We start from the raw sequence: 20,137 nt of genomic DNA on the forward strand, positions 1-20,137 counted from the left end.
CAGCCGGGGCCGACGAGGTTCGAGGCGGGGTCGGCCATCGCCGACGAGGACGGCGGTGCCATCGAGGTCGCCGACGTGGTCGCGGTGGTGGAGCTCGAGCTGGCCATGTCACCCGAGCCACAGGCCGCGCCGAAGAGGGCGAGCGAGGCGGCGCCGACGGCCAGGACGGTCTTGCGGACGGTCTTGTTCATGACGGGACATCTCCAAGGGGTTTCGAGCAGTTGATGTGAGTAGTTCGCACCGCACGGCCGATCGGATGGGTGCGGTTATCGGTTCGTTACCGAAGAATCCGCAAATCGCGCGTGACCTGCACAAATGAGTTTTTCGTCCACAGTGGACATACAACCGGCGTGGAATCCCGTCTGTCATGCACTCTTCCGTGGACCAATCCATACTCGGTACGGACCCGAAGACCCCGGGTGGAACAAGGAGACATCGCACCCGACTTCACCCTCACCGACGACAACGGCGAACCGCGCACCCTGTCGGCCTTCCTGGCCACGGGCCCGGTCGTGCTGTTCTTCTACCCCGCGGCGATGACCGGCGGCTGCACCGAGGAGAGCTGCCACTTCCGCGACCTGGCGGCGGAGTTCGGCGAGGTCGGCGCACACCGGATCGGCATCAGCCCGGACACCGTGTCCAAACAGCGCACGTTCGCCACCACCTACGGCTTCGACTACCCGCTTCTGTCCGATGCGGACGGTGCGGTCGCGAAGCAGTTCGGCGTGTGGCGGCGGTTCAGCCCGCTGCGCGCGAAGCGGCGCACGTTCGTCATCGACATCGACCGCACGGTGCTCCGCCTGATCAAGGGCGAGCTGAACTTCACCGTTCACGCCGACGAGGCCCTCGCGGTCCTGCGAACGCGCGCGGCCGAGATGTCTTGACCCGGCCAGTCGGCACGGCGCCGGATTTCACCTAGTCTGTGATCATGGCCGAGCTGACCTCCCCGACGCCCCAGGAAGCCTTCGAGTTGCTGCTGTCGGGCAACCACCGGTTCGTCGCCGGTACGCCCGAGCACCCGAACCAGGACGCGACCCGCCGCACCGAGATCGCACCGGCGCAGCGCCCGTTCGCCGTGCTGTTCGGGTGCTCGGACTCGCGACTGGCCGCCGAGATCATCTTCGACCGCGGTCTGGGCGACCTGTTCGTGGTCCGCACAGCGGGCCACGTCGTCGGCGCCGAGGTGATCGGCAGCGTCGAGTACGGCGTGGACGTGCTGGACTGCCCGCTCGTCGTGGTCCTCGGCCACGACGCCTGCGGTGCGGTCGCCGCCGCGTGCGCGGCCCTCGACGAGGGCGCGGTGCCCGCCGGGTACATCCGCGACGTCGTCGAACGGGTGACCCCCAGCGTGCTGGCGGCACGCGCCGCCGGCCGCGTGGAGGCCGACGAGGTCCTCGCCGAACACGTCAGCCGCACCGTGGACCTGCTGCTCGACCGCTCCCGCCTGCTCGCCGACCGGGTCGCCACGGGCAAGGCGGCCGTCGTCGGCCTCTGCTACCGGCTCGCCGACGGCAGCGCACGCCTGGTCGCGGCGCGTGGGCTGGACGCTCCGGTCACGGCGGACTAGTCACGACCGCCGGCGGGACTCCTGCAGTTGGGGCGTCCTGCTGTCGGCGGGAGTCCTGCGGTTAGGGCGTCCGTCACGACGGCATGGCCCGGTGTCGGCGGGAGTCACGCGACCAGGGCATCCCGCCACCGACCGGACTCACGCGGCCCGGGGCGTCCCCGTCACAGCGGACATCCGCCGCCGACTGGACGCCCCGCCATGAGCCGAACTCCCGCCACGTCCGCGCCCACCCCCGGCCGCGCCGCCTCAGTCGGTCGGCCGGGGTCCCGCGGCGCGGTGCAGCCGGTTGGCGATGGCGAGCCCCAGCCCGGCCTCCTCCGGCGGCGAGGCCACGACGACGTCGCAGTCCCGCTGGTCGAGCTCCCGCAGGAAGCCGTACAGCCCCCGCGCGTAGGCGGCGTCCGAGTCGGGGACGCGCACCACGGCGTGCACGTCCGGCTCGGCACCGGTGTGGGACGCGGGCACCAGCACCCCCACCCGGTGCCCCATGCCCTGCACGAGCTCCGCCTCGGCGACGACCTGCTCCGGCTCGACGAGGACGACCCGTGCCCGCGGCGCGTAGTGCGAGGGGTGCTGGCCCGGCACCCGGACGCTGCTGGTCGAGTGCACCGCCACGGGCACGCCCAGCACCTCTTCGAGCTCCTCCCGGGTCACGCCGCCGGGCCGGAGCACGCTCGGGACGTCACCGGTGGCGTCGACGATGGTCGACTCGACGCCGACCGCGCAGGGGCCGCCGTCCAGGACGAGGTCGACGGCGTCGCCGAGCTCCGCGCGGACGTGGTCGGCCGTGGTGGGGCTGACCGAGCCGAAGCGGTTCGCGGAGGGGGCCGCCACGCCGCCGCCGAACGCCGAGAGCAGCGCCAGCGCCACGGGGTGGTCGGGCACGCGCAGGGCCACCGTCTCCAGGCCGCCCGTCGCCTCCAGCGGTACTCGGGCACCGCGGCGCAGGACCAGCGTCAGCGGTCCCGGCCAGAACCGCTCCGCCAGCAGCCGCGCGGTGGCGGGCACGTCCTCCGCCCAGTCGGCCAACTGGCCGGCGCTGCCGATGTGGACGATCAGCGGGTGCGTGGGCGGGCGGCCCTTGGCCTCGAACACGCGGCGCACCGCGGCCGGGTCCTCGGCGTTCGCGCCCAGGCCGTAGACGGTCTCCGTGGGAAGGGCCACCAGGCCTCCGGCGCGGAGCACGCCGACCGCCTTCTCGATGTCGTTGGTTCCTGCTGACACCGGACGATCCTCCCACCCGGCGCGACCTCACCCCGCGGCACGGGTGGAGGCGGGGGGCGCGGCCTGCCGGTCACGCCCCCGCCGATGTCGACCGCCCGACGCCCCGGTCCACCGGCGCCTGACGGGACTCCTCTCACCGCACGCGGCGAGAATGCCCGGACCGCACCCGGCCAACCACGCTCCGGTACACACTTTCGTGTGCGATCGGTGCTGCTCAGGCCTGTGAAGGCGGTGCCGTTCGTATCGTCGCCGGAGTGGGAGACGAACGGTCAGCCGGGCAGGACGTGTCGGAACTGGGCATCGAGATGCTGCCCGTCGCGCTGGCGAACCTGCGCGCCGAGCTCGCCGAGGCCCGCGGCTTCATCAGCGACCTGGCCGGGATGGCACCGGAGCAGGCCGACAGCTCGTGGTGCGACCGGCTCGACGACGAGTACCGCGACGCGGGTGCCGGGCAGGCGGCGATGGCGCGGCAGCTGGAGCGGTGGCGCCGGGACCACCCGGACGCCGCCGGCCTGGACGAGCTCGCAGCGCTCGTCGCCGACGTCGAGCCCGTCCGCCAGGAACTGCTGCGGCAGCTCGCACGGCTGCGCTGCGCGCGGGCCGTCCCCGACCCGCGCCAGGCCCCCGATCCGCGCCAGGCCCCCGACGCGCGTCTGACCGCGCCGGACGAGGCCTGACCCACACCGCCCGTTGATCGACAACCCGTGCCCGGCGTGACAGGCTGGAAACGGGGATCTCGGGAGGAGTGACACCAGTGGAAGCCAAGACCGACCTGCGGGACAACGCAATGGTCCTCCAGATCACCGGCGAGGTCGACACCTACACCGCGCCGCTGCTGCGCGAGCACCTGGACGAGGCGTTCGCCCAGGCCGCGGACCGCCGGCTCGCGGTGGTGCTGAACGTGACGGACGTGTCGTTCATGGCGTCGTCCGGGCTGTCCGTGCTGGTCGAGTACCACCTGCGCGGCGTCGACAAGGGCACACCGCTGCGGGTCGTGGCACCGGCCGGGAGCGTCCTGCGGGCCCTGCGCGCGACCACGCTGAACGAGATGATCGAGCTGCACGCCAGCGTGCCGGAGGCACTTTCCGGCCGCTGAGGCCGAAAAAGATGTTTGCGCTCGAAGAATGCGGGAACCAGGCAGGCAGCCGACAGCCGACAGGAAGGCCGCCATGCCGCCGGACCGCCTCCTCGCCGACAGGTACGTGCTCGCCGAGTTGCTGGGCACGGGTGGCATGGCCGACGTCCACCGCGCCTGGGACACCCGGCTGCAACGGCACGTGGCGGTCAAGCTGTTCCACAACGGCTCCGAGGTCTCCCACGAGCGGAGGTTCGACAACGAGGTCAGAACCCTGGCCTCGCTGTCGCACCCCAGACTCGTGGACGTGCACGACGCCGGGACGAGCGACGGCACGCCGTTCGTCGTCCTCCAGCTCATCGACGGCTGCACGCTGCGCGAGCGCATCAACAGCGCCCCGCTGACAGTCGGTGAGGTCCGCCTGCTCGGCGCCGACCTGGCCGAGGCGCTCGCCCACGTGCACGAGACGGGCGTGGTGCACCGCGACATCAAGCCGTCCAACATCCTGCTCGACGAGGACGGCAACGCCCACCTCGCCGACTTCGGCCTCGCCCGCCTGGTCGGCACGACCCGGCTCACCAGGTCCGACCAGGTCGTCGGCACCGCCGCCTACCTGGCCCCGGAACAGGTGCGCGGCGAGGACCCCGGCAGCGCCGTCGACGTCTACGCGCTCGGCCTGGTCCTGCTCGAATGCCTCACCGGCCGCCGCGAGTTCGAGGGCAGCGAGATCGAGTCGGCCGTCGCCCGCCTGCACCGCCGGCCCGCGGTCCCCGACGACCTCCCCACCGACCTGCACCGCCTGCTGACGCTGATGACCTCGCTGTCCCCGCGCCGCCGCCCGACCGCCGCGGACTGCGCCCGCATCCTGCGTGCTTCTGACGACTCGGCCACGCACATCGCCCTGCCGCAGCCCCGGCGCCGCCTGCACCACGTCCTCAAGGCCGCGGCCGTGGCGACCCTGGTCGCCACGGCCGGTCTGACCGCGGTCGCGCTGGCACCGCAGCCGCCCGTGGAGTCCGCACCCGCCCCGTCCACGCCGTCGGCTCCCGCCGCGACGACCACCGCTCCCCCCGCAGCGGTTCCGGTGCCGGTGGCGGTGGCGGTCGAGCAGCAGGCCGAGGTCACCAGCCCGCAGCAGGTCCAGCCCGTCCCCCAGCCGAAGGCGGGCAAGCCCGCGTCGCCACCCGGCAAGAAGGCCGAGAAGGCCAAGGGCCCGCACGGCAAGCGCTGACGGTCACCGCTGCCGCTGGCGCTCCTTCCACCAGTTCACGGCGAACCCCGCGGCCAGGAGGGCGACGGGGACGAGGAGGATCCAGGGGCTGTCCGGAACGTGGTCGTACCGTCCGGAAACTTCAGCAAGGATGACCATGGACCCGGCGTACCCCCGTGCCGCGAACCGGCAAACACGGGGGCGTCCAGGTGGCCGAACGGACTGCTCCGCCCGGCCACCCGGCTACGACCTGGCCGACGACGGCGCTACCCGCGGAGCCGTGGGTCGCAACATCGGCACGAACGCGTCCCGGTGCACCCAGGCCAGGTGGACCTCGGCCGCCGCGAGCACCACGGCGAGCACCGCACCACTGGGCTCCAGCAGCACGTGGAACCCGAAGATCCCGACCACCAGCGGCGCCAGCAGCGCCAGTGCGAGCGGCACGAACCTGTTGACCAGCAACATGATCCCGGCCACCAGCTCGACGACCTTGGTGACGGGCACGATGAACCCGCTCTCCCCCAGCGCGGTGGCGAACGCGACCGCCTCGGCCGACATGCCGTCGGTCGACTGCGACCCGATCCCGAACAGGCCGGTGAACCCGGAGAACGCGAACAGCGCTCCGAACAACACCCGCACGACAACGTTGATGTACTTCACGGTCTTCCCCATGCGGATCATCCTGGAACCTCCACGAAACTGGAGGTAAAGGCCTGTTCGCCCGCAGCAGAAGGCACTGGCCGGACGCACGGGGTCAGGACTCATCCGGTTCCCGTCAGCACCTGCCTGTCCAACGTCCGCACCAGGTCGTGTGCGCGGCCGAGGTGGCGTTCGGCGGCGCCGGGAGCACCGTGCCGCAGTTCCAGCTCCCCCAACGCTTGCAGGCACTCGGCCTCGTTGCGGCGGTCGCCGTTGCGGCGGAAGACGCCGGCGGCGCGTTCGAGGGCGGGACCGGCCCTGGTGGGGTCGTCGAGGCCGGCGTACACGCTGCCGATGCGCTGCTCGGCGTAGGCGGCGCAGCGCTCGTCGCCGATCTCGTTGAAGATGGTGAGCGCCTGGACGAGGCAGCGCAGCGCCTCCGTGCTGTTGCCGCAGGTCTGCCGGTACTGGCTCATCGTCCGCAGGATCACGGCCTCGCGGTGCCGGTCGCCGAGCTCCCGCGCGATGCGCAACCCGTCCGCGATCACGGCGCCGGCGTGGCAGCCGTGGCCCTGCTGGAACCACATGAAGCCGATCGAGCTGCGCAGCTGGGCCTGCATGGGCGGGTGCCCGACCCGGTCGAGCAGGGCCAGCGCGTCACCGGCGCAGCGCAGGGCGAGGTCGGTGCGGTCGAGCACGCGCCACACGGTGGACAGGCCGGCCAGTGCGAGCGCTTCCCCGCGCCGGTCGCCGAGGTCGCGGTACAGCCGCAGGGACTCCTCCAGCGCCGTCCGCGCCTCGTCCAGCTCGTCGAGGTAGACGTGGACCTGGCCGATGCCCTGCAGCAGCGCGGCCTGGCCGTGCGCGTTGCCCGCGGCACGGGTGGCGTCGAGCGCGATCCGGTGGCTGCGCCGCCAGTCCTGGTAGAGGCTGCGGTGGTCGTAGTACGGCACGAACGCGAGTGCGAGCTCCCACACGAGCTCGTCGAGTCCCCATTCGGCGCCGAGCTCCACGGCCCGCAGCAACGTCGCCCGTTCGACGTCGAACCACGCGACCGGGTCGGCCACGACGTGGTCCGGCTGCCAGCGGTCCGACCGTCCGGGGGTGTGCTGGAACAACGCGGGGTGGAACAGGTCGCGGGCCTGCTCGGCCAGGGCGAGCCAGGCGCCCAGCACCCGCCGCACGGCGGCACGGCGTTCGGTCTCGCTGTAGTGGTCGGCGGCGGCGCGGGCGGCGTAGGTGCGCAGCAGGTCGTGCAGCCGGTACCGGGGTTGGCCGGCGGCGTCGGTGCCGACCAGGCGGAGCAGGTTGGCGTCGACGAGGGCGTCCAGCACGTCCTCGGCGTCGCGCTCACCGGTGAGCGCGCCGACCACCCACCCCGGCAGGGTCTCCGCGCCGAGCAGGCCCATCAGCCGGAACGCCCGTCCGGCCGCCTCGGGCAGCTGCCGCACGCTCAGCTGGAAGCTGGCCCGCACGTCGAGGTCGCCCACGCGCAGCTCGGCCAGCCGGCGCGACTCGTCCTCCAGCCGTTCGCGCAGGAGCCCCAGCGTCCACGCGCCGCGGCTGGCGAGGCGTGCCCCGGCGATCCGGATGGCCAGCGGGAGGTACCCGCACAGGCGGACGATCGCGTCCGACGCCTCCGGTTCGCGGTCGATCCGGTCCGCGCCACCGACCCGCGCCAGCAGCGTGCGGGCGTCGGCGGGAGGCAGCACGTCCAGCTCGACGTGGTGCGCGCCCTCCAGGTCGGTGAGCCACCGCCTGCTGGTCACGAGCACCGCGCACCCGTCGGACGGCGGCAGCAGCGGCCGCACCTGACCGGCACCGGCGGCGTCGTCGAGCAGCACCAGCACCCGGCGCCCGGCGAGCCGGGAGCGGTACAGGCCGGCCCGCTCGTGCAGGCTGTCCGGCATCACCGCGTCGGTGACGCCCAGCGCGCGCAGCAGCTCCGCGAGCAGCGCCGCGGGATCTCTCGGCACGGCGGCCGTGCCCGCCAGGTCCAGGTACAGCTGGCCGTCGGGGAACCGCTCGCGCGCACGGTGGCCGGCCTTGACGGCGAGCATCGACTTGCCGGTGCCGGGAGCGCCGACGACCACCGGCACCCGTCCACCGGTGAGCAGCCCGAGCACCGCGTCCAGTGCCGTCTCCCGGCCGGTGAAGTCGGCGATGTCGGCCGGCAGCTGGCGCGGCTGCCGGGTCTCCGGCTCGCGGATGGCGCTCACCAGGTCGAGCGCCGGGTCGGCCCGCAGCACCTGGGCGTGCACGCGTTGCAGGCGGTGGCCGGGGTTGGCGCCGAGCTCGTCGGCGAGGAGCCGGCGGACGTCCTCGTACACGGCGAGGGCGTCGGCTTGGCGTTCACCGCGGTACAGCCCGATCATCAGCAGTTCGCGCACCCGTTCCCGGTACGGGTGCTCGGCCGCGAGGCGGGACAGCTCGGCGACGGCGAGGCCGTGCTCACCGCGCAGGAGGTCCAGCTCGGCCAGGTCTTCGAGGGCGGCCAGGCGGTACTCCTCCAGCCGGATGCGCTCGGTCTCCGCCGCGGGCGTGTCGATGCCGCTGAACGCCGGTCCCCGCCACAGCGCCACGGCCTGCGACAGCCGTTGCCACGCGGAGGCGAGGTCACCGTCGTTCCTGGTCGTCCGCGCCTGGGCCAGGCCTCGGGCGAACACGGCGCTGTCGAGCTGTTCGGGCGCCACCCGCAGCCGGTACCCCGAGCCCACCGTCTCCAGCACGCCGCCGTCGTCACCCAGCGACCGGCGCAGGTCGCCGACGCACTTCTGCACGAGGTTGAGCGCGCTGCGCGGCGGTCTCGTCCCCCAGGCGCACTCGATGATCCGGTCGCGGTCCACGCAATCGTTCGCGTGCAACAACAACAGCCCGAGGACCTGGCAGCTCTTCCCGGGCCTGAGCCCTACCGCGTCCGATCCCCTCCACACGACCACGGGTCCGAGGACCCCGAACCGAAGATCTGGCATCGCGCTGTCCCTCCCCGTCGCCAACGGTACGCCGACCAGTGACTTTCCGTGAGATTTCCGTGACGGTGCAGCACCGCCCTGCACAGTCCTGAGCAGACCGGAAACCGTTGCGAAGGGGACAGCGATGAGCTTCGTCGGAAGAGCAGCACGATCGGTGATGACCGCACTGCCGCTGGCCGCCGTGGTGGTGGGCGCGGGGGTCGTGTCGGCGGCACCCGCGAACGCGGCGGTGTCGTGTTCGGGCACCATCAGCTACAGCGACACCATCGGCGGTGTCGGTGAGCTGACGATCTTCTACAACAGCTCCGACGGCGGCACGAACAGCGCCTGCTTCTACCACCGGGGCGCGGCCTACGGGGTAGCCGCACCGACCTACGTCCGGACCTTCCGCTGCGTCGAGAGCAGCGGCGAAGGCCAGCCCTGCACGATCGACCGCTCCTCCACCCCGGACCTGGACAACTACCGCTACTACGCGGGGCCCAGGGGCGTCACGGGCACGGCCAGCCGCTGCGTGGCCGCCGTCGGCTACATCGACTGGCACGGCTTCCGCTACCAGATCAGCAGCGGCCGGCAGGGCTGCTGACCGGCACCGGGTCCGCACGTCACGTCCGACCACCAGCGAGGAGAGATCATGTTCGGGAAGTCCACTCGCAACTGCGGGATCGCCGCCGCCGTCATCGGGCTCATCGCGGCGGTCCCCGTCCAGGCCGGCGCGGCACCGGGGGTGCGGGCGTCGTTCGAGGGGCGGACCATCAACCTGGCCCGGAGCTGGGACGGCGCGCAGGTCTGCGCCGAGCTCGCCCTCGGCGACGTCCGCTGTTTCCGGACGCCGCAGCAACTCGCCGCCGCCACGCGCGAGGCCGGCATCGCGGCGGCGGAGGACTGCAAGAACACGTGGGTCTGCCTCTGGGCCGACATCAACCACACCGGCAGGCGGCTGCAGTGGAACCTGCCGGGCAAGAAGAAGCTCGCCGACTGGGGGTTCCGCGACCAGGCCAGCAGCGGGGCGCTGCACCGCATCCAGGGCGGGGCGACGCTGGTCAACTACCGCACCGCGCTCCCGAACCAGGAGGCGTTCCTGCGCGCGGGCGGCATCTACTCCGACTTCCGCGAGTTCGGCTGGAACGACAAGGCCGACGAGATCTAGGTCGGATAGGTCGCGGTCGCTTTCGCCGGCCATCGGGGGAACGTCGGCCCGCGGTGCTCCCCGGCCCTTTCCTGAATTCGCCATTCGACATCCTTGGCGGCAGTTTTGCCCACGCGCGCAGCTTTCGTGCCGATCCGCGCACCCGGTACTGGATCTTCCGGCCGCATCCGGACACCATGTACCGAACCGTCGGAACGAGGGAGTGTGCGCCCGTGGTCAGGGTGGGCAGCATGGACGAGGCCGAGCGCCTCAAGAATTCGCTGCGGGACGGGAGCGTCGCCGAGGTCGTGGGGTCGGCCGCCGGCATCGGTGTGGGCGGCCTGGTGGGCGTCCCGACGACCGGTGCGGACCGCATCGAGGTCGACCCCGCCGACTTCGACCAGGCCATTCGCCAGCTGCACCGGCGCAGGGACGAGCTGGCGGGGCACCTCGCGGACAGCGCCGTGCTGGCGGCACCGCTGCCGGACGGCAAGGGGCCGGTCGCACGGCAGATGCGCAAGGCGTTCGGGTTGCGGGCCCGCGACGTCGAGGGTGGCGTGCGGGCCGCGTTGCAGTCCTACGTGCAGCAGCTCGACCTCGTGATCGACGCGCTGGAGAACGTGAAGAAAATGCACGTTGCCGTTGACGAGAACACCGCGGCGGCATTCAAGGGGCAGGCATGAGCGGGCGCGACAAGGGTTACCACTCCGAGGAGCACAAACCCACCGCGAAGCAGCTCAGGCGCGAGCGGAGGCGCAGCAGGGAACGCCGCGCGAACCTGCGCGAGGAGGCGTTCGACTCCGGGACCATCCGCTGGGAGGTCTACACCCACCAGCAGATGTGGAACATGGTGCACTCGGCTGACCTGCCGGGGATGTCCGTGCGGACCGCTCAGTGGCAGGAGCTCGCACCGCAGCTGCGCCACACCTCGCGCGCCGTGCAGGAGGTCGTCAACCGGCTGACCGCGTCGTGGCGCGGGCCCTCGGCCGAGCTCGCGGCCCAGGCGGCGACGGCGCTGACGTCGTGGGGCGAGACGGTCGGCGACTCCGCCGAGCGGGTCGCCAGGGGCATGGACACCTACACGACGGTGCTCCAGGAGACCAAGCGGCGGCTGCCGGAACCCGTGCACTACTGGGCGGAACGGCACTTCCGGGAGGGCTACGACGTCAAGGTGGCCGACGGGCCGCAGGGGCTGAACCTGCTCGAACAGCTCACCGACGACCACATGCCGACCAAGACCGAGGCGCGCAACGCCAAGGCCGAGGCGGTGGCCGTCATGCAGGTCTACGAGAACGAGAGCCGGCACACCCGCTCCACGCTGCCGGTGTTCGACACGGCACCACCGACCGCGCAGCAACCGGGTCCCACCACACCGCCGCCCACGGTGGTCCTGGGGCCCGACCCCGTCCCGCGCCCCGATCCGGCGCCGAGGCCGGGGCCGACGCCCACGCCGCAACCACCGGAGCAGGTACCGGACGTTCCGGTGCCGCCCGCCGCCGACGACGACACGGGTGTGGCCTCGGTCGGCCCTTCCGCCACGGGAACGCTCAACGGCACGACGACGTTCGGCGGACCGTTCGGCACCTCTGGACCTCAGGGAACGCACGGGACGCACGGCTTCCTCGGCGGCGCGTCCGGCGGCACGTCCGGTGGCACCGCGCCGGGGACGCCGGGCGCCGGACCGGGAGTGCCCGGCGGCGCCACCGGTGTGCTCGGCCAGCAGGCCGGCCGGGGCACCGCGGCGAGCCTGGGCGGCCGCGGATCGGCCGGTGTCCCCGGAACGCCGGGGTACGGCATGGCGCCGCCGTTCGGTGGCGGCAACGACGAGGAACGCCACCACACCAACCGGTACGCGGAGAAGATGGACCTCCTCGACGACATCCCGCCGGGTGCGCCGCCGGTGCTGGGCGAATGAGCGACGGCTACGTCACCGACGTCGCCGCGGTGCGGGCCGCGGCGACCCGGCTGGACGGCACGGCTGCCGAGGTCGAGGCGGTGACCACCGCGCTCGGCCAGGGCTCCGGCGGCGACCTCGGCCCCGGCGTCACGGCGGCGGCGGACGAGCTGCTGCGGTCGTGGGCGGACCGGACCGCGGCGCTGCGCACCGAGCTCGCCGAGGCCGCCGACGAGCTGCGCGCGGCCAGTGCCGCCTACCGCGACGCCGACGAGCTGCACCATGGCTGACTACCGGGGCCTCGGGTTCGACCCGGTGCCGGGCGATCCGGGCACCGTCGCCGCGGCGAGCGACCGCTGCCGCCACCGCGTCGAGGTCCCGGCGCCGCCCACCGGGTGGACGGGCGCGGCGGCGGACGCGTTCACGGCACGGCTCGCGCAGGTGCGCGACGAGCTCGAAACCGCGCAGCGCACCCTCGGGGCGGCTGCCGATGCGTTGGACGACTGGGCGGGGACGGTGCTGGCGAACCAGCGCAGGGCCGAGGAGCTGGACCGGCGCGCACGGGCGCTGCGGGGTGCGGTCGACGACGCGGACAACGCCGTGGTGATCGCGTCGTTCCGCGGCGGACCGGAGCACGTGGCCGCCTCCGCGCGGCTGGAGGAGCTGCGCGGCGAGCTCGACGGCGTGCTCGCGGCCGCCCGTGACCTGGAGGCCGACCACCGCAGCGCCGCCCGGCGGGTCGAGGAGCGGTTGCGCCGCCTCGTCTCCGGCGGTGTCGAGGCGGCCGGGCACGTGCCGAGCCGCGCCGACCTGTTCGACGGGATCGTCCGTGCGTTGAACGACCACTCGGCGCTGGCCGGTGCGCTGGCCGGTGTGCTGGTCACGACGCCGCGCACCGCAGGCACACCGGCGGGCGGGGCGGCCGCCTTCGCGTCGGCACTCGGTCAGCGGTGAGACTCACGCCGGTACGGGGCGTCATCCCGGTCGCAGTGGGCTCGGTCGAGACGACCTCCGCCGAGCTGTTGGCGTTGCTGCGGCAGCTGCGCGGCCCAGACCGGGCACGTGACCCCGGCCTGGAGGTCGCGGCGACGCAGGCCGCCGAGCTGGCCCAGCGCCACCACGCGAGCTTCGTGGCGGTCGTCGAGCACCGCGACGCCGACCCGGCGGTCCTGGTGGCCGGCCTGGTCGCGGTGGAGCGCGCGCTCAGCGCGGAGGCCGCGGAGGAGCTGTGCTTCCACCTCGCCGACGCCGGTGGCCCCGGCATCAAGGAGCTGACCACCGCCACGACCGGCACCGGCTACCCGGTGGCGATCGTCGAGCGGGTTCCGGTCGACGGCGTCGGGGCGCAGCTCCAGATCGTCGTGCCCGACCCGGCGCGCCCGCGGATCGCCGTGTTCACCCTGCACTCCCCCAGCGGGCGCGGGTGGCTGGAGCTGGCGGGCATCACCGGGCGGTTCGTGAACGGGGTGGAGTTCACCTCGCCAGAGCGCGCCGGCGGTACTCCGTCGGCGGCTGCCCGACCAGCGCGCGGAAGGCCCGGGAGAAGTGCGTCGCACTGACGAACCCGCAGTCGCGGGAGATCTCACCGACACCGCGGTCGGCCTTCGCCGGGTCGGCCAGCAGCGCCTTGGCCCGGTCGATGCGCAGCACCTTGATCCGCTCGGCGACGTTCGGCTCCCCCTCGAACACCTGGTAGAGGCGGCGCAGCGAGATGTTCAGCGCCTTGGCGACCCGCCCCGGCGTCAGGTCCGGCTCACCGAGGTGCGCGCGGATGTGCTCGAGCGCGGCACGCCGATGCCCGGTGGCGATGTCGGCGCGTTCCAGCTCCTCGCGCAACGCGCTGCGCAGCACCAGCTCCGCCAGCCCGACCAGGTGGTGCGCCGCGCCCACCGGGTCCAGGACGTCGCGCGCGGTGACGAGGTGGCCGACCGCGCTCGCGAACGCGCTGCGCAGACCGGCACCGACCGCGACGGGCTGGAACATCAGCGGCCGCAGCTCGCGCACCCCCGTCGACAGCCGGGTCTCCGGCACGGTCAGCATGATCGCGCCGACCGGCAGCACGTGCAGCGAGCAGTCGCCGAACACGTGCACGGCCTCCGGCAGCGACCGGTGCACCGGGCACCTCATCAGCAACTGGACGGCCGCCGGCGTCCGCGCGGACGGCGCACCGGTGAACGCGGCTTTCGCCGCGGCGGCACCGGAAGCACGCACGACCAGCACACCGCTCGCGACCTCTGCGTCGTGCTGCACGCGGTCAAGACTAACCACGGGAGTCCTCATGGCACGGCGTTTGCCCGCAACCGGCGCGGTGGTCCTGTCCCACCTGGAGTTCGACCTGGTGTGGGAGGACCTCGGCTTCGGTGACCTGCCCGCCGCGCTCGACGTGCCGTCCCACGGCGCCACCGAGGACGAGCGCGACCAGCTGGCCGTGGACGTGTTCGCGGAACTGGCCCGCGCCGGCCTGGCGGACGACCACGGCGACGTCGTCCCCGAGCTGGAGGAGCTGCTCGGGATGCTGCGCCACCACGCGGTGTCCGTCGACGCTCTGGTGTTCGGCGACCAGCCGTGGCGCGTCCTGGCCGCGGTCAGGGGCAGCCGCGGCGTGCTCGCCGTGCTGAACAACGAGGAGCTGGCCCTCGAACCCATCGCGCGCACCGACCTCGTGCGGGCCGTGGCGAAGCTGCTCGGCGACCACCCGGCCGGACCGGGCGACCAGGTGCGGCTGCCGCGCCCGGCGTACTCGGCGGCCCTGCGCGGACACGTGGAGAGCGGGTACCACGGCCTGGAACGGGCCCTGGCCGACGCGGGTGTGCGCGGCAGCGCGATGCGCCCGCTCATCACCATCGCGGAGGCGGGCCGGCTCGGGGCGGGGCAGCTGGCCGTGACCGGCAGTCGCGGGCGCTCGCCGGTGCTCACCTGGTCGGACACCAGGGCGGGCCGGTACGTCATCACGACCGAGGCCATCCGCGACGAGCAGTGGGTCCGGGTGGTGCCCGCCGACCTGGCCTGGATCACCCGGCGCCTCACCGACATGCTGGCCGAGGCCTCGTAGTCCGGTCCGGTCAGACCGGCACGAGCTCCGCCAGGACCGCCTCGTCCAGCACGGCCGCCAGCACCGCCTCCCCTTCCTGCAGCGCCTCCTGCGCGGCGCACTCGACGAGCCGGTGGATGCGCGCCGCCAGCGCCGCGGGCCGCACCGCCATCGCCCGCGGACCGAGGTCGAGCCCGACGAGCTTGCCGTGCAGGTCGACCGTCACCACCACGTCGTCCTCCCGCGCGGAGCAGGTGATCGCGTCCAGCGCGGCACGGACGCCGAGCGGTTCGCGGTCGTCGTCCTCGGCCAGCATCTCCTCGACGGTCTGCGGTTCGTGCGTCATCGGACCATCCAGCTCTCGGGTGTCGTGGACTCGATCTCCTCGACGAGCGCGGGGTCGGCGTGGATGCCGAGCGCCTCCAGGTGCTCGCCGCCGAGCACGTGCCTGGCGCGTTCGCCGGCCCGCGCGGTCGCCGTGCGCACCAGGGTCAGGATCTCGTCGGCGAGTGCGGCGCGGCCCAGCCGCATCGACCGCTCGGTCAGCGTGATGGCGCGCAGCCCGCCGCCCACGCCGACCTCGATAGCGATGCCCGTGGCGTGGTGGGCGTGTCCGGTGGTCACGGGTGCACTCCTCCGTAGAACTTGGTGCTGCTGAGCTGGTGGGTGTTGCGGCGCACCTGGTCGCCGGAGTTGCCCTCGATCAGGGTGACCGTGTTCCCGTCGACCTTCTCGACGATGCCGATGTGCTTGCTGGTGGCGGGGCTCTGCGGCCCGGTGCCGAACAGCAGCACGTCGCCGGGCCGCACGTGCTGCTTCAGGTCGCCGTTGCCGTAGGCCTTGCCGTTTCGCTGGCCCCAGCGGTAGACGTCCCCGGTGAACGGCAGGACCGGGATGTCCACACCGGCCCTGCGCCACATCGCCGTGGCGAACGACGAGCACCAGAAGGTCGTCGGCCCGTACGGGTTGCGGTTGCTGCCCGGCGGGTTCTCCCGCGTGCCGATCTCGCCGCGGGCGGCGGACACGATCTTGCGCACCTTCGCACCGGACAGCTTCGTCGCGCCACCGCCACCGCCACCGCCGCCGCGTCGTGCCGCGCGCGGATCGGCGATGCCGTCGTCCTGGATCTCCTTGGTGAGCGCGCGCAGCTTCCGCCCGGCTTCGTCGAGCTCGGCCTTGACCTGTCGCACGGTGCGCACCGACTCCCGCGTGTACTGCGGTTCCAGGTCGGCCGCGGCGGCCACCGCCTTCATCAGCGCGGCCCGCGATCCGCTCGCGACCCCCGCGTCGAGCAGCGCGGCGGCCTTGGTGACGTACTCGTCGACCAGCCGTTGCGCCGCGGTGTGCCCGGTGAGCAGCGCGCTGCTCGCCCCTGCCACCACCTTCTCGGCCTCGGTGCCGGCCGCCGCCGTCATCCTGAGCTGCTTGCCCAGCCGGTCGGACCGCCGTTCGAACTGCTCGGAGTTCGCCCCCTGCCAGTGGCCGAGCGCGGTCCCCGCGGCCTTGCGCACGGCGTCGCGCTGGTCCTCCAGCGCACTGCCCGCCTGGTGCAGCGCGAACTGCACGCGCATCGCGTCGTCCGCCTTGCCCGCCAACGCGTTGCGGTGCCCGACCATCCTCCTGGCGAACTGCAGCGCCATCGCTCGCGTGTCCACGTCATCCTCGCTTCAAGTCGTCGGCGATCGCGTCGTCCTGCGCCCGGTAGGCCCCCGCCATGCGCCCGGTGGAGCGCGCCAGCCGGTCGGCGTTGCGGCCGACCCCGTCGACCTGCCGGTGCAGAGCCGCGCCGAACGCCTCCAGCGCCGACGCGAACCCGGTCTCCTTGCCGATCCGCCCGAAGCTGTCGTCGGCGATCTTGCCGACCTGCCGGACGTGCCGGGTGCCGATCGCCGCGATGTCGTCGGCGATGCCCCTGCCCTGCCGCACATAGCGGTCCAGCGCCTCCGGGTCCACCGCGAACCCGCCACCGCCACCGCCCCTGCCCCCGCGCTCCGGCCGTGCCGGCGCCCGCCGCGGGCTGTCCTTCGCCGCCCGGCGCGCGATGTCGAGGTACTTCCGGTAGGCACCGTTGGTGTAGGTCGACCACGGCGTCCACGACTTGCCGTCACCGGAGATCGCGTTGGCCACCTTGGCATTGGTCCGCGGGTTGAACAGGTCGCGGTTCGAGTCGAGCCCGTGCTGCCGGCGCCGCTCGGGCCCCATCGCGCCCAGCATGTTGATCTGCCACAGCCCGTAGGAGTCGTCCGGCGGCCGGCTGTTGTGCGCCCGCGGGTCCCCACCGGACTCCGCGAGGGCGACGGCGATCGCGATCGTGAGGCCCTGTCCTTCGAACCCGGCGGCACGGGCGTGCTGTGCGATCTGCTCGGGGCTCAACCTGCTCATGCCGGTGAGCTTGGCCGGTGGGCGATCACCGCGACAGGTGCGTTGCGCGCTGGGACAGCTCCAGTGCACGGCTGGACCAGTGGCCGTGCACCGGAGCCGTGCGACCGCCGGTTGATCCAGATCACACAAGTCGTTGCGCCCCAACGCCTCCCTCCCGGGAACATTCGCCGGCCCCGCTTCGTCTTCCGGGTGAGTGTTGCTGCGACTGGAGAGGAGCAGGGGGAAGTGGAGCTGTTGCCGCTGCGAACCGACTTCGACGTGCGCTGGCGCGGCTACGACCAGGACCAGGTCCAGCACTACGTGCACGCGGCGGAGAGCGAGACGACAGCGCTCACCGCCGACCGTGACGCCGCCCTGGCCCAGGCCGAGTCCCTTGCCCGGCAACTGGAAGCCGCCCGCACGGAGATCGCCGAGCTGCGCGCCCGCGTCGACCGGATCTGCCGGACACCGATCGACCCCGAGGCGCTCACCGAACGCACCCGGCGCATGGTCGAGCTGGCCCACGCCGAAGCCGAGGAGATCACCACCCGCGCCCGCAGCGCCGCCGAGCAGGACTGGGCGAACGCCCACCGCGCCGCCGAACGCCTGCGCCAGCGCGCCGAGCACCTCGTGACCGACCTCGACCGGCGCCGCGCGGACGTGGAGACCGAGCACCGCGAGCTGATGACCCGCGCCCACGCCCAGGTCGAGACGATGACCCGGCACGCGGAACGGCGCCGCCGCCAGCTCGACGACCAGGCCGCGCAGCTCCGCCGGCAGGTCGAGGCGGACTTCGAGCAGGCCATGACCCAGCGCCGCGCCGAACAGATGCGTGCGCTGGAGGAGCAGCAGCGCTCCGCTCAGGCCCGCGCCGAGAAGACCGTCCGCGACGCCACCGAGCACGCGCGGCGGATCGTCACCGAAGCCGAGCACCGCGTCGAGGTCCTGCGTCAGCACCGCAAGCGCATCGGCGACCAACTGCTCGCCGCACAGGCACTCCTGGCCGACATCGAGCCCGTGCTGGCGGCGTTGCCCGAGGAGAACCTGCTGAAGATGGACGTCATCCACCCCGATCGGCGCGCTCGCGAACCCGTTCACCGCTGAGCACTCCGGATCGTCGCCTCAAGCACCGCCACGGACGGGTCGGCACCTTCCTCCAACCGCTGGGGTTTCCGCGAGGAGGGCGAGGCCGGGTGGCAGCCGCTGAGCACGTCGAGATCAAGGTGGCCTGGCGACAGCGCAACGCTGGGATCTCCCACACCGAACCAGTGGTCAACAACGAGCTCTACTCATGCGCCAACCTGTTGCCGTATGTGCTTTACCTGGGCAAACGATGACAGTTCATGGTCCGGCAGACTCCGAGACCTTCACCGGAAGGAGCCTGCCGTGAAACATGTTCTCGACGCGTACTACTTCTCTCCCGAGAACCGCGGCCGGACCCCTGTGGGGGTGGACTCGGAGGCGAAGCTCGACCAGGTGCTTGCCGATGTCCTGGCCAACGAACAGCCCCACCCGACTGTCGTGTACCTGCGGGATCGCCCGAAGGTCGGTGCGCTCAAGCTCCCGGACCACCAGCTGAAGTTCGACATCGATGTGCCACACCGGGTCGCGGCCATGCACGCCATGGACCACCGAGTTTCGCGGCCGACGATGATCCGGTGTCACGACCCGGATCAGGCCGTCCTGTCTCGTCCGAGATGAAGGACGACGAAATGTGTGCGTGGGTCACCCGCCGGACCGATGAACACCCACACGGGAATTCGGCCACCCGTCCCGATGATCGGGACATCACGCTGTACGTCGACGTGGACACGCGCACCCGGTTCCCCGCGGATGCCCTCATCCCGTTGGCAAAGCTCAGAGAGGCGCTGCTGGAGCTCGCGGAAACAGGTCAACGCCCCACCTGCGTGCACTGGCAGGAGTCGGACGTCTCCTGATCCACCCCGGGCCGGAGCTCAGAACGCGTACCGGACCCGCAGGTACGGAGCCTGCTCCGCGACCAGTGCGAGGAACGAGTCGAGCAGTTCCCGCTTGAGCCCCCGCCGGTACCGCACGTTGACCCCTCCGCCCTCGCTGCGCTTGACCTCCTGCAGGTCCGGGCGCCACAGCAGGTCCTCCGCCCGCGGGTGCCAGCGCAGGTTGACCTCGTGCAGCGGCTGGTTGTGGGTGAGCATGATGACCTCGGCGGCCAGCTGCGCGCGGGTGGCGGGTGAGACCGCGTCGCCGAGCGACTGGAACAGCTGCCGCCAGTCCTCCAGCCAGCCGTCGTGCACAACGACCGGGCTGAGGTTCACGTGCACCTCGTAGCCGGCGGCGCGGAAGTCGTCGAGGGCGGCGAGGCGGTCGGCGACGGGGGTGGTGCGGATGTCGAGCAGTTTCGCGGTGCGTTCGGGCATCAGCGAGAAGCGGACGCGGGTGCGGCCCCGCGGGTCCCAGTCCAGCAGGTCGCGGTTGACGTACTTGGTCGCGAAGGACGCCTTGGCGGTGGGCAGGCCGCGGAACAGCCGCACCAGGTCCCGCACGTTGTCGCTGACCAGTGCGTCCGCCGAGCAGTCGGAGTTCTCGCCGATGTCGTAGACCCACGCGTGGTCGTCGATCTGGCCGGGCTCGGTCAGCGGGCCCTGCCGGGCGACGTGGCGGGCCAGGTAGCCGGTGATCTGGTCGATGTTCGCGAACACCGTGATGGGGTTGGAGTAGCCCTTGCGCCGCGGCACGTAGCAGTAGGCGCAGGCCATCGCGCAGCCGTTGGCGGTGGACGGGGCGATGAAGTGCGCGGAACGGCCGTTGGGGCGCGCGCTCAGCGACTTCTTCACCCCGAGCACCAGCGCCTCGCGCTTGATCCGCACCCACCGCTGGGCGTTGGCCTCGTCGCCGTGCAGATCGGGGATGCGCCAGTGGCTGTCGACCTCGACCCGCTGCGCGTCCGGGAACCGGTCGAGCACCTCGCGGCCGCGCGGCAGCAGCGCGGCAGCGGGCTCCACGTAGATGCGGGTCGGGTTCAGCAGCGGTGTCGAGGTGCTCACCCCTGCAGTGTCCAC

Annotated in this window: 26 protein-coding genes and 1 pseudogene; 17 read left to right on the top strand and 10 right to left on the bottom strand. The window is 72.8% G+C overall.

Features of this window, described 5'->3' with window-relative positions:
- A pseudogene (locus AB0A63_RS37340) lies at window positions 1-191 on the bottom strand (fasciclin domain-containing protein); the annotation flags it as partial.
- 228 nt (window positions 192-419) lie between these two features.
- On the opposite strand from AB0A63_RS37340, the gene AB0A63_RS37345 reads away from it, so the two are divergent.
- Both AB0A63_RS37345 and AB0A63_RS37350 read left to right on the top strand, forming a co-directional pair.
- Window positions 420-884 carry a peroxiredoxin gene (locus tag AB0A63_RS37345; RefSeq protein ID WP_360400338.1) on the top strand — a complete coding sequence of 155 codons (465 nt, stop codon included), beginning with the start codon at window positions 420-422 and terminating at the stop codon, window positions 882-884.
- Between the two features lie 44 nt (window positions 885-928).
- On the top strand, window positions 929-1,567 hold the full coding sequence (locus AB0A63_RS37350; protein ID WP_360400341.1) for a carbonic anhydrase: 639 nt from the start codon (window positions 929-931) through the stop codon (window positions 1,565-1,567).
- A gap of 246 nt (window positions 1,568-1,813) precedes the next feature.
- Here the strand turns inward: AB0A63_RS37350 and AB0A63_RS37355 are convergent, their stop codons facing one another.
- Window positions 1,814-2,791, bottom strand: a complete 978-nt coding sequence (locus AB0A63_RS37355; RefSeq protein WP_360400344.1) for an L-threonylcarbamoyladenylate synthase — start codon at window positions 2,789-2,791, stop codon at window positions 1,814-1,816.
- A 254-nt stretch (window positions 2,792-3,045) separates the two neighbouring features.
- On the opposite strand from AB0A63_RS37355, the gene AB0A63_RS37360 reads away from it, so the two are divergent.
- The 3 genes from AB0A63_RS37360 to AB0A63_RS37370 all read left to right on the top strand — a co-directional run bounded on the left by AB0A63_RS37360 (window position 3,046) and on the right by AB0A63_RS37370 (window position 5,097).
- Complete coding sequence (locus AB0A63_RS37360) at window positions 3,046-3,468, top strand: hypothetical protein (RefSeq protein WP_360400347.1); 423 nt, start codon at window positions 3,046-3,048, stop codon at window positions 3,466-3,468.
- Between the two features lie 77 nt (window positions 3,469-3,545).
- Window positions 3,546-3,887, top strand: coding sequence for an STAS domain-containing protein (locus AB0A63_RS37365; RefSeq protein ID WP_360400350.1), 342 nt, complete (start codon window positions 3,546-3,548; stop codon window positions 3,885-3,887).
- Window positions 3,888-3,960: 73 nt separating this feature from the next.
- On the top strand, window positions 3,961-5,097 hold the full coding sequence (locus tag AB0A63_RS37370) for a serine/threonine-protein kinase (RefSeq protein ID WP_360400353.1): 1,137 nt from the start codon (window positions 3,961-3,963) through the stop codon (window positions 5,095-5,097).
- A gap of 222 nt (window positions 5,098-5,319) precedes the next feature.
- Here AB0A63_RS37370 and AB0A63_RS37375 read toward each other — a convergent pair whose 3' ends face one another.
- On the bottom strand, window positions 5,320-5,748 hold the full coding sequence (locus AB0A63_RS37375; RefSeq protein WP_360400356.1) for a DoxX family membrane protein: 429 nt from the start codon (window positions 5,746-5,748) through the stop codon (window positions 5,320-5,322).
- An 89-nt stretch (window positions 5,749-5,837) separates the two neighbouring features.
- Window positions 5,838-8,687 (bottom strand): BTAD domain-containing putative transcriptional regulator, encoded by a 2,850-nt coding sequence (locus AB0A63_RS37380; protein ID WP_360400359.1) that lies wholly within the window; start codon window positions 8,685-8,687, stop codon window positions 5,838-5,840.
- Window positions 8,688-8,811: 124 nt separating this feature from the next.
- Here AB0A63_RS37380 and AB0A63_RS37385 point away from each other — a divergent pair, with 124 nt between their 5' ends.
- From AB0A63_RS37385 to AB0A63_RS37415, 7 genes are all read left to right on the top strand, one after another.
- Window positions 8,812-9,270 carry a hypothetical protein gene (locus AB0A63_RS37385; protein WP_360400362.1) on the top strand — a complete coding sequence of 153 codons (459 nt, stop codon included), beginning with the start codon at window positions 8,812-8,814 and terminating at the stop codon, window positions 9,268-9,270.
- Between the two features lie 48 nt (window positions 9,271-9,318).
- Window positions 9,319-9,834, top strand: a complete 516-nt coding sequence (locus AB0A63_RS37390; RefSeq protein WP_360400365.1) for a peptidase inhibitor family I36 protein — start codon at window positions 9,319-9,321, stop codon at window positions 9,832-9,834.
- Window positions 9,835-10,064: 230 nt separating this feature from the next.
- Complete coding sequence (locus AB0A63_RS37395; RefSeq protein ID WP_360400368.1) at window positions 10,065-10,496, top strand: hypothetical protein; 432 nt, start codon at window positions 10,065-10,067, stop codon at window positions 10,494-10,496.
- Window positions 10,493-11,728, top strand: coding sequence for a PPE domain-containing protein (locus AB0A63_RS37400; RefSeq protein ID WP_360400371.1), 1,236 nt, complete (start codon window positions 10,493-10,495; stop codon window positions 11,726-11,728). Before AB0A63_RS37395 ends, AB0A63_RS37400 begins: the two co-directional genes overlap by 4 nt.
- The gene (locus tag AB0A63_RS37405) at window positions 11,725-11,997 is read left to right on the top strand and encodes a hypothetical protein (protein WP_360400374.1); all 273 of its coding nucleotides are present in this window, start codon (window positions 11,725-11,727) and stop codon (window positions 11,995-11,997) included. The genes AB0A63_RS37400 and AB0A63_RS37405 overlap by 4 nt, the downstream gene beginning before the upstream one ends.
- On the top strand, window positions 11,990-12,661 hold the full coding sequence (locus AB0A63_RS37410) for a hypothetical protein (protein ID WP_360400377.1): 672 nt from the start codon (window positions 11,990-11,992) through the stop codon (window positions 12,659-12,661). Before AB0A63_RS37405 ends, AB0A63_RS37410 begins: the two co-directional genes overlap by 8 nt.
- Before the next feature lie 35 nt (window positions 12,662-12,696).
- Window positions 12,697-13,266, top strand: a complete 570-nt coding sequence (locus AB0A63_RS37415; protein ID WP_360400380.1) for a hypothetical protein — start codon at window positions 12,697-12,699, stop codon at window positions 13,264-13,266.
- Here AB0A63_RS37415 and AB0A63_RS37420 read toward each other — a convergent pair.
- Window positions 13,181-13,957: a helix-turn-helix domain-containing protein gene (locus AB0A63_RS37420; RefSeq protein WP_360400383.1), complete on the bottom strand. Its 777-nt coding sequence runs from the start codon at window positions 13,955-13,957 to the stop codon at window positions 13,181-13,183. The genes AB0A63_RS37415 and AB0A63_RS37420 overlap by 86 nt on opposite strands.
- A 28-nt stretch (window positions 13,958-13,985) precedes the next feature.
- Here AB0A63_RS37420 and AB0A63_RS37425 point away from each other — a divergent pair, with 28 nt between their 5' ends.
- The gene (locus AB0A63_RS37425) at window positions 13,986-14,759 is read left to right on the top strand and encodes an ESX secretion-associated protein EspG (protein WP_360400386.1); all 774 of its coding nucleotides are present in this window, start codon (window positions 13,986-13,988) and stop codon (window positions 14,757-14,759) included.
- 10 nt (window positions 14,760-14,769) lie between these two features.
- On the opposite strand, the gene AB0A63_RS37430 is transcribed toward AB0A63_RS37425, so the two are convergent.
- From AB0A63_RS37430 to AB0A63_RS37445, 4 genes are read right to left on the bottom strand one after another with little or no spacing between them, the layout of a single operon-like run.
- Entirely contained in the window at window positions 14,770-15,084 is a 315-nt protein-coding gene (locus AB0A63_RS37430; protein ID WP_360400389.1) for a hypothetical protein, read from the bottom strand.
- Window positions 15,081-15,362, bottom strand: coding sequence for a YbaB/EbfC family DNA-binding protein (locus AB0A63_RS37435; protein WP_360400392.1), 282 nt, complete (start codon window positions 15,360-15,362; stop codon window positions 15,081-15,083). Before AB0A63_RS37435 ends, AB0A63_RS37430 begins: the two co-directional genes overlap by 4 nt.
- Window positions 15,359-16,393, bottom strand: a complete 1,035-nt coding sequence (locus AB0A63_RS37440) for a CHAP domain-containing protein (RefSeq protein WP_360400395.1) — start codon at window positions 16,391-16,393, stop codon at window positions 15,359-15,361. Before AB0A63_RS37440 ends, AB0A63_RS37435 begins: the two co-directional genes overlap by 4 nt.
- Window position 16,394: 1 nt before the next feature.
- Window positions 16,395-17,120, bottom strand: coding sequence for a transglycosylase SLT domain-containing protein (locus AB0A63_RS37445; RefSeq protein WP_360400398.1), 726 nt, complete (start codon window positions 17,118-17,120; stop codon window positions 16,395-16,397).
- Between the two features lie 225 nt (window positions 17,121-17,345).
- Here AB0A63_RS37445 and AB0A63_RS37450 point away from each other — a divergent pair, with 225 nt between their 5' ends.
- From AB0A63_RS37450 to AB0A63_RS37465, 4 genes are all read left to right on the top strand, one after another.
- A complete protein-coding gene (locus tag AB0A63_RS37450) occupies window positions 17,346-18,203 on the top strand; it encodes a hypothetical protein (protein ID WP_360400401.1) in 858 nt (285 codons plus the stop codon).
- A gap of 89 nt (window positions 18,204-18,292) precedes the next feature.
- Window positions 18,293-18,436, top strand: coding sequence for a hypothetical protein (locus AB0A63_RS37455; protein WP_360400404.1), 144 nt, complete (start codon window positions 18,293-18,295; stop codon window positions 18,434-18,436).
- A gap of 112 nt (window positions 18,437-18,548) precedes the next feature.
- Window positions 18,549-18,800, top strand: a complete 252-nt coding sequence (locus AB0A63_RS37460) for a hypothetical protein (protein WP_360400407.1) — start codon at window positions 18,549-18,551, stop codon at window positions 18,798-18,800.
- A gap of 11 nt (window positions 18,801-18,811) precedes the next feature.
- Window positions 18,812-19,036 (top strand): Imm1 family immunity protein, encoded by a 225-nt coding sequence (locus tag AB0A63_RS37465; RefSeq protein WP_360400410.1) that lies wholly within the window; start codon window positions 18,812-18,814, stop codon window positions 19,034-19,036.
- An 18-nt stretch (window positions 19,037-19,054) separates the two neighbouring features.
- Here AB0A63_RS37465 and AB0A63_RS37470 read toward each other — a convergent pair whose 3' ends face one another.
- On the bottom strand, window positions 19,055-20,122 hold the full coding sequence (locus AB0A63_RS37470; RefSeq protein WP_360400413.1) for a spore photoproduct lyase family protein: 1,068 nt from the start codon (window positions 20,120-20,122) through the stop codon (window positions 19,055-19,057).
- Window positions 20,123-20,137 lie beyond the last annotated feature (15 nt).

This window comes from Lentzea sp. NPDC042327, assembly GCF_040647275.1.
GTDB lineage: Bacteria > Actinomycetota > Actinomycetes > Mycobacteriales > Pseudonocardiaceae > Lentzea.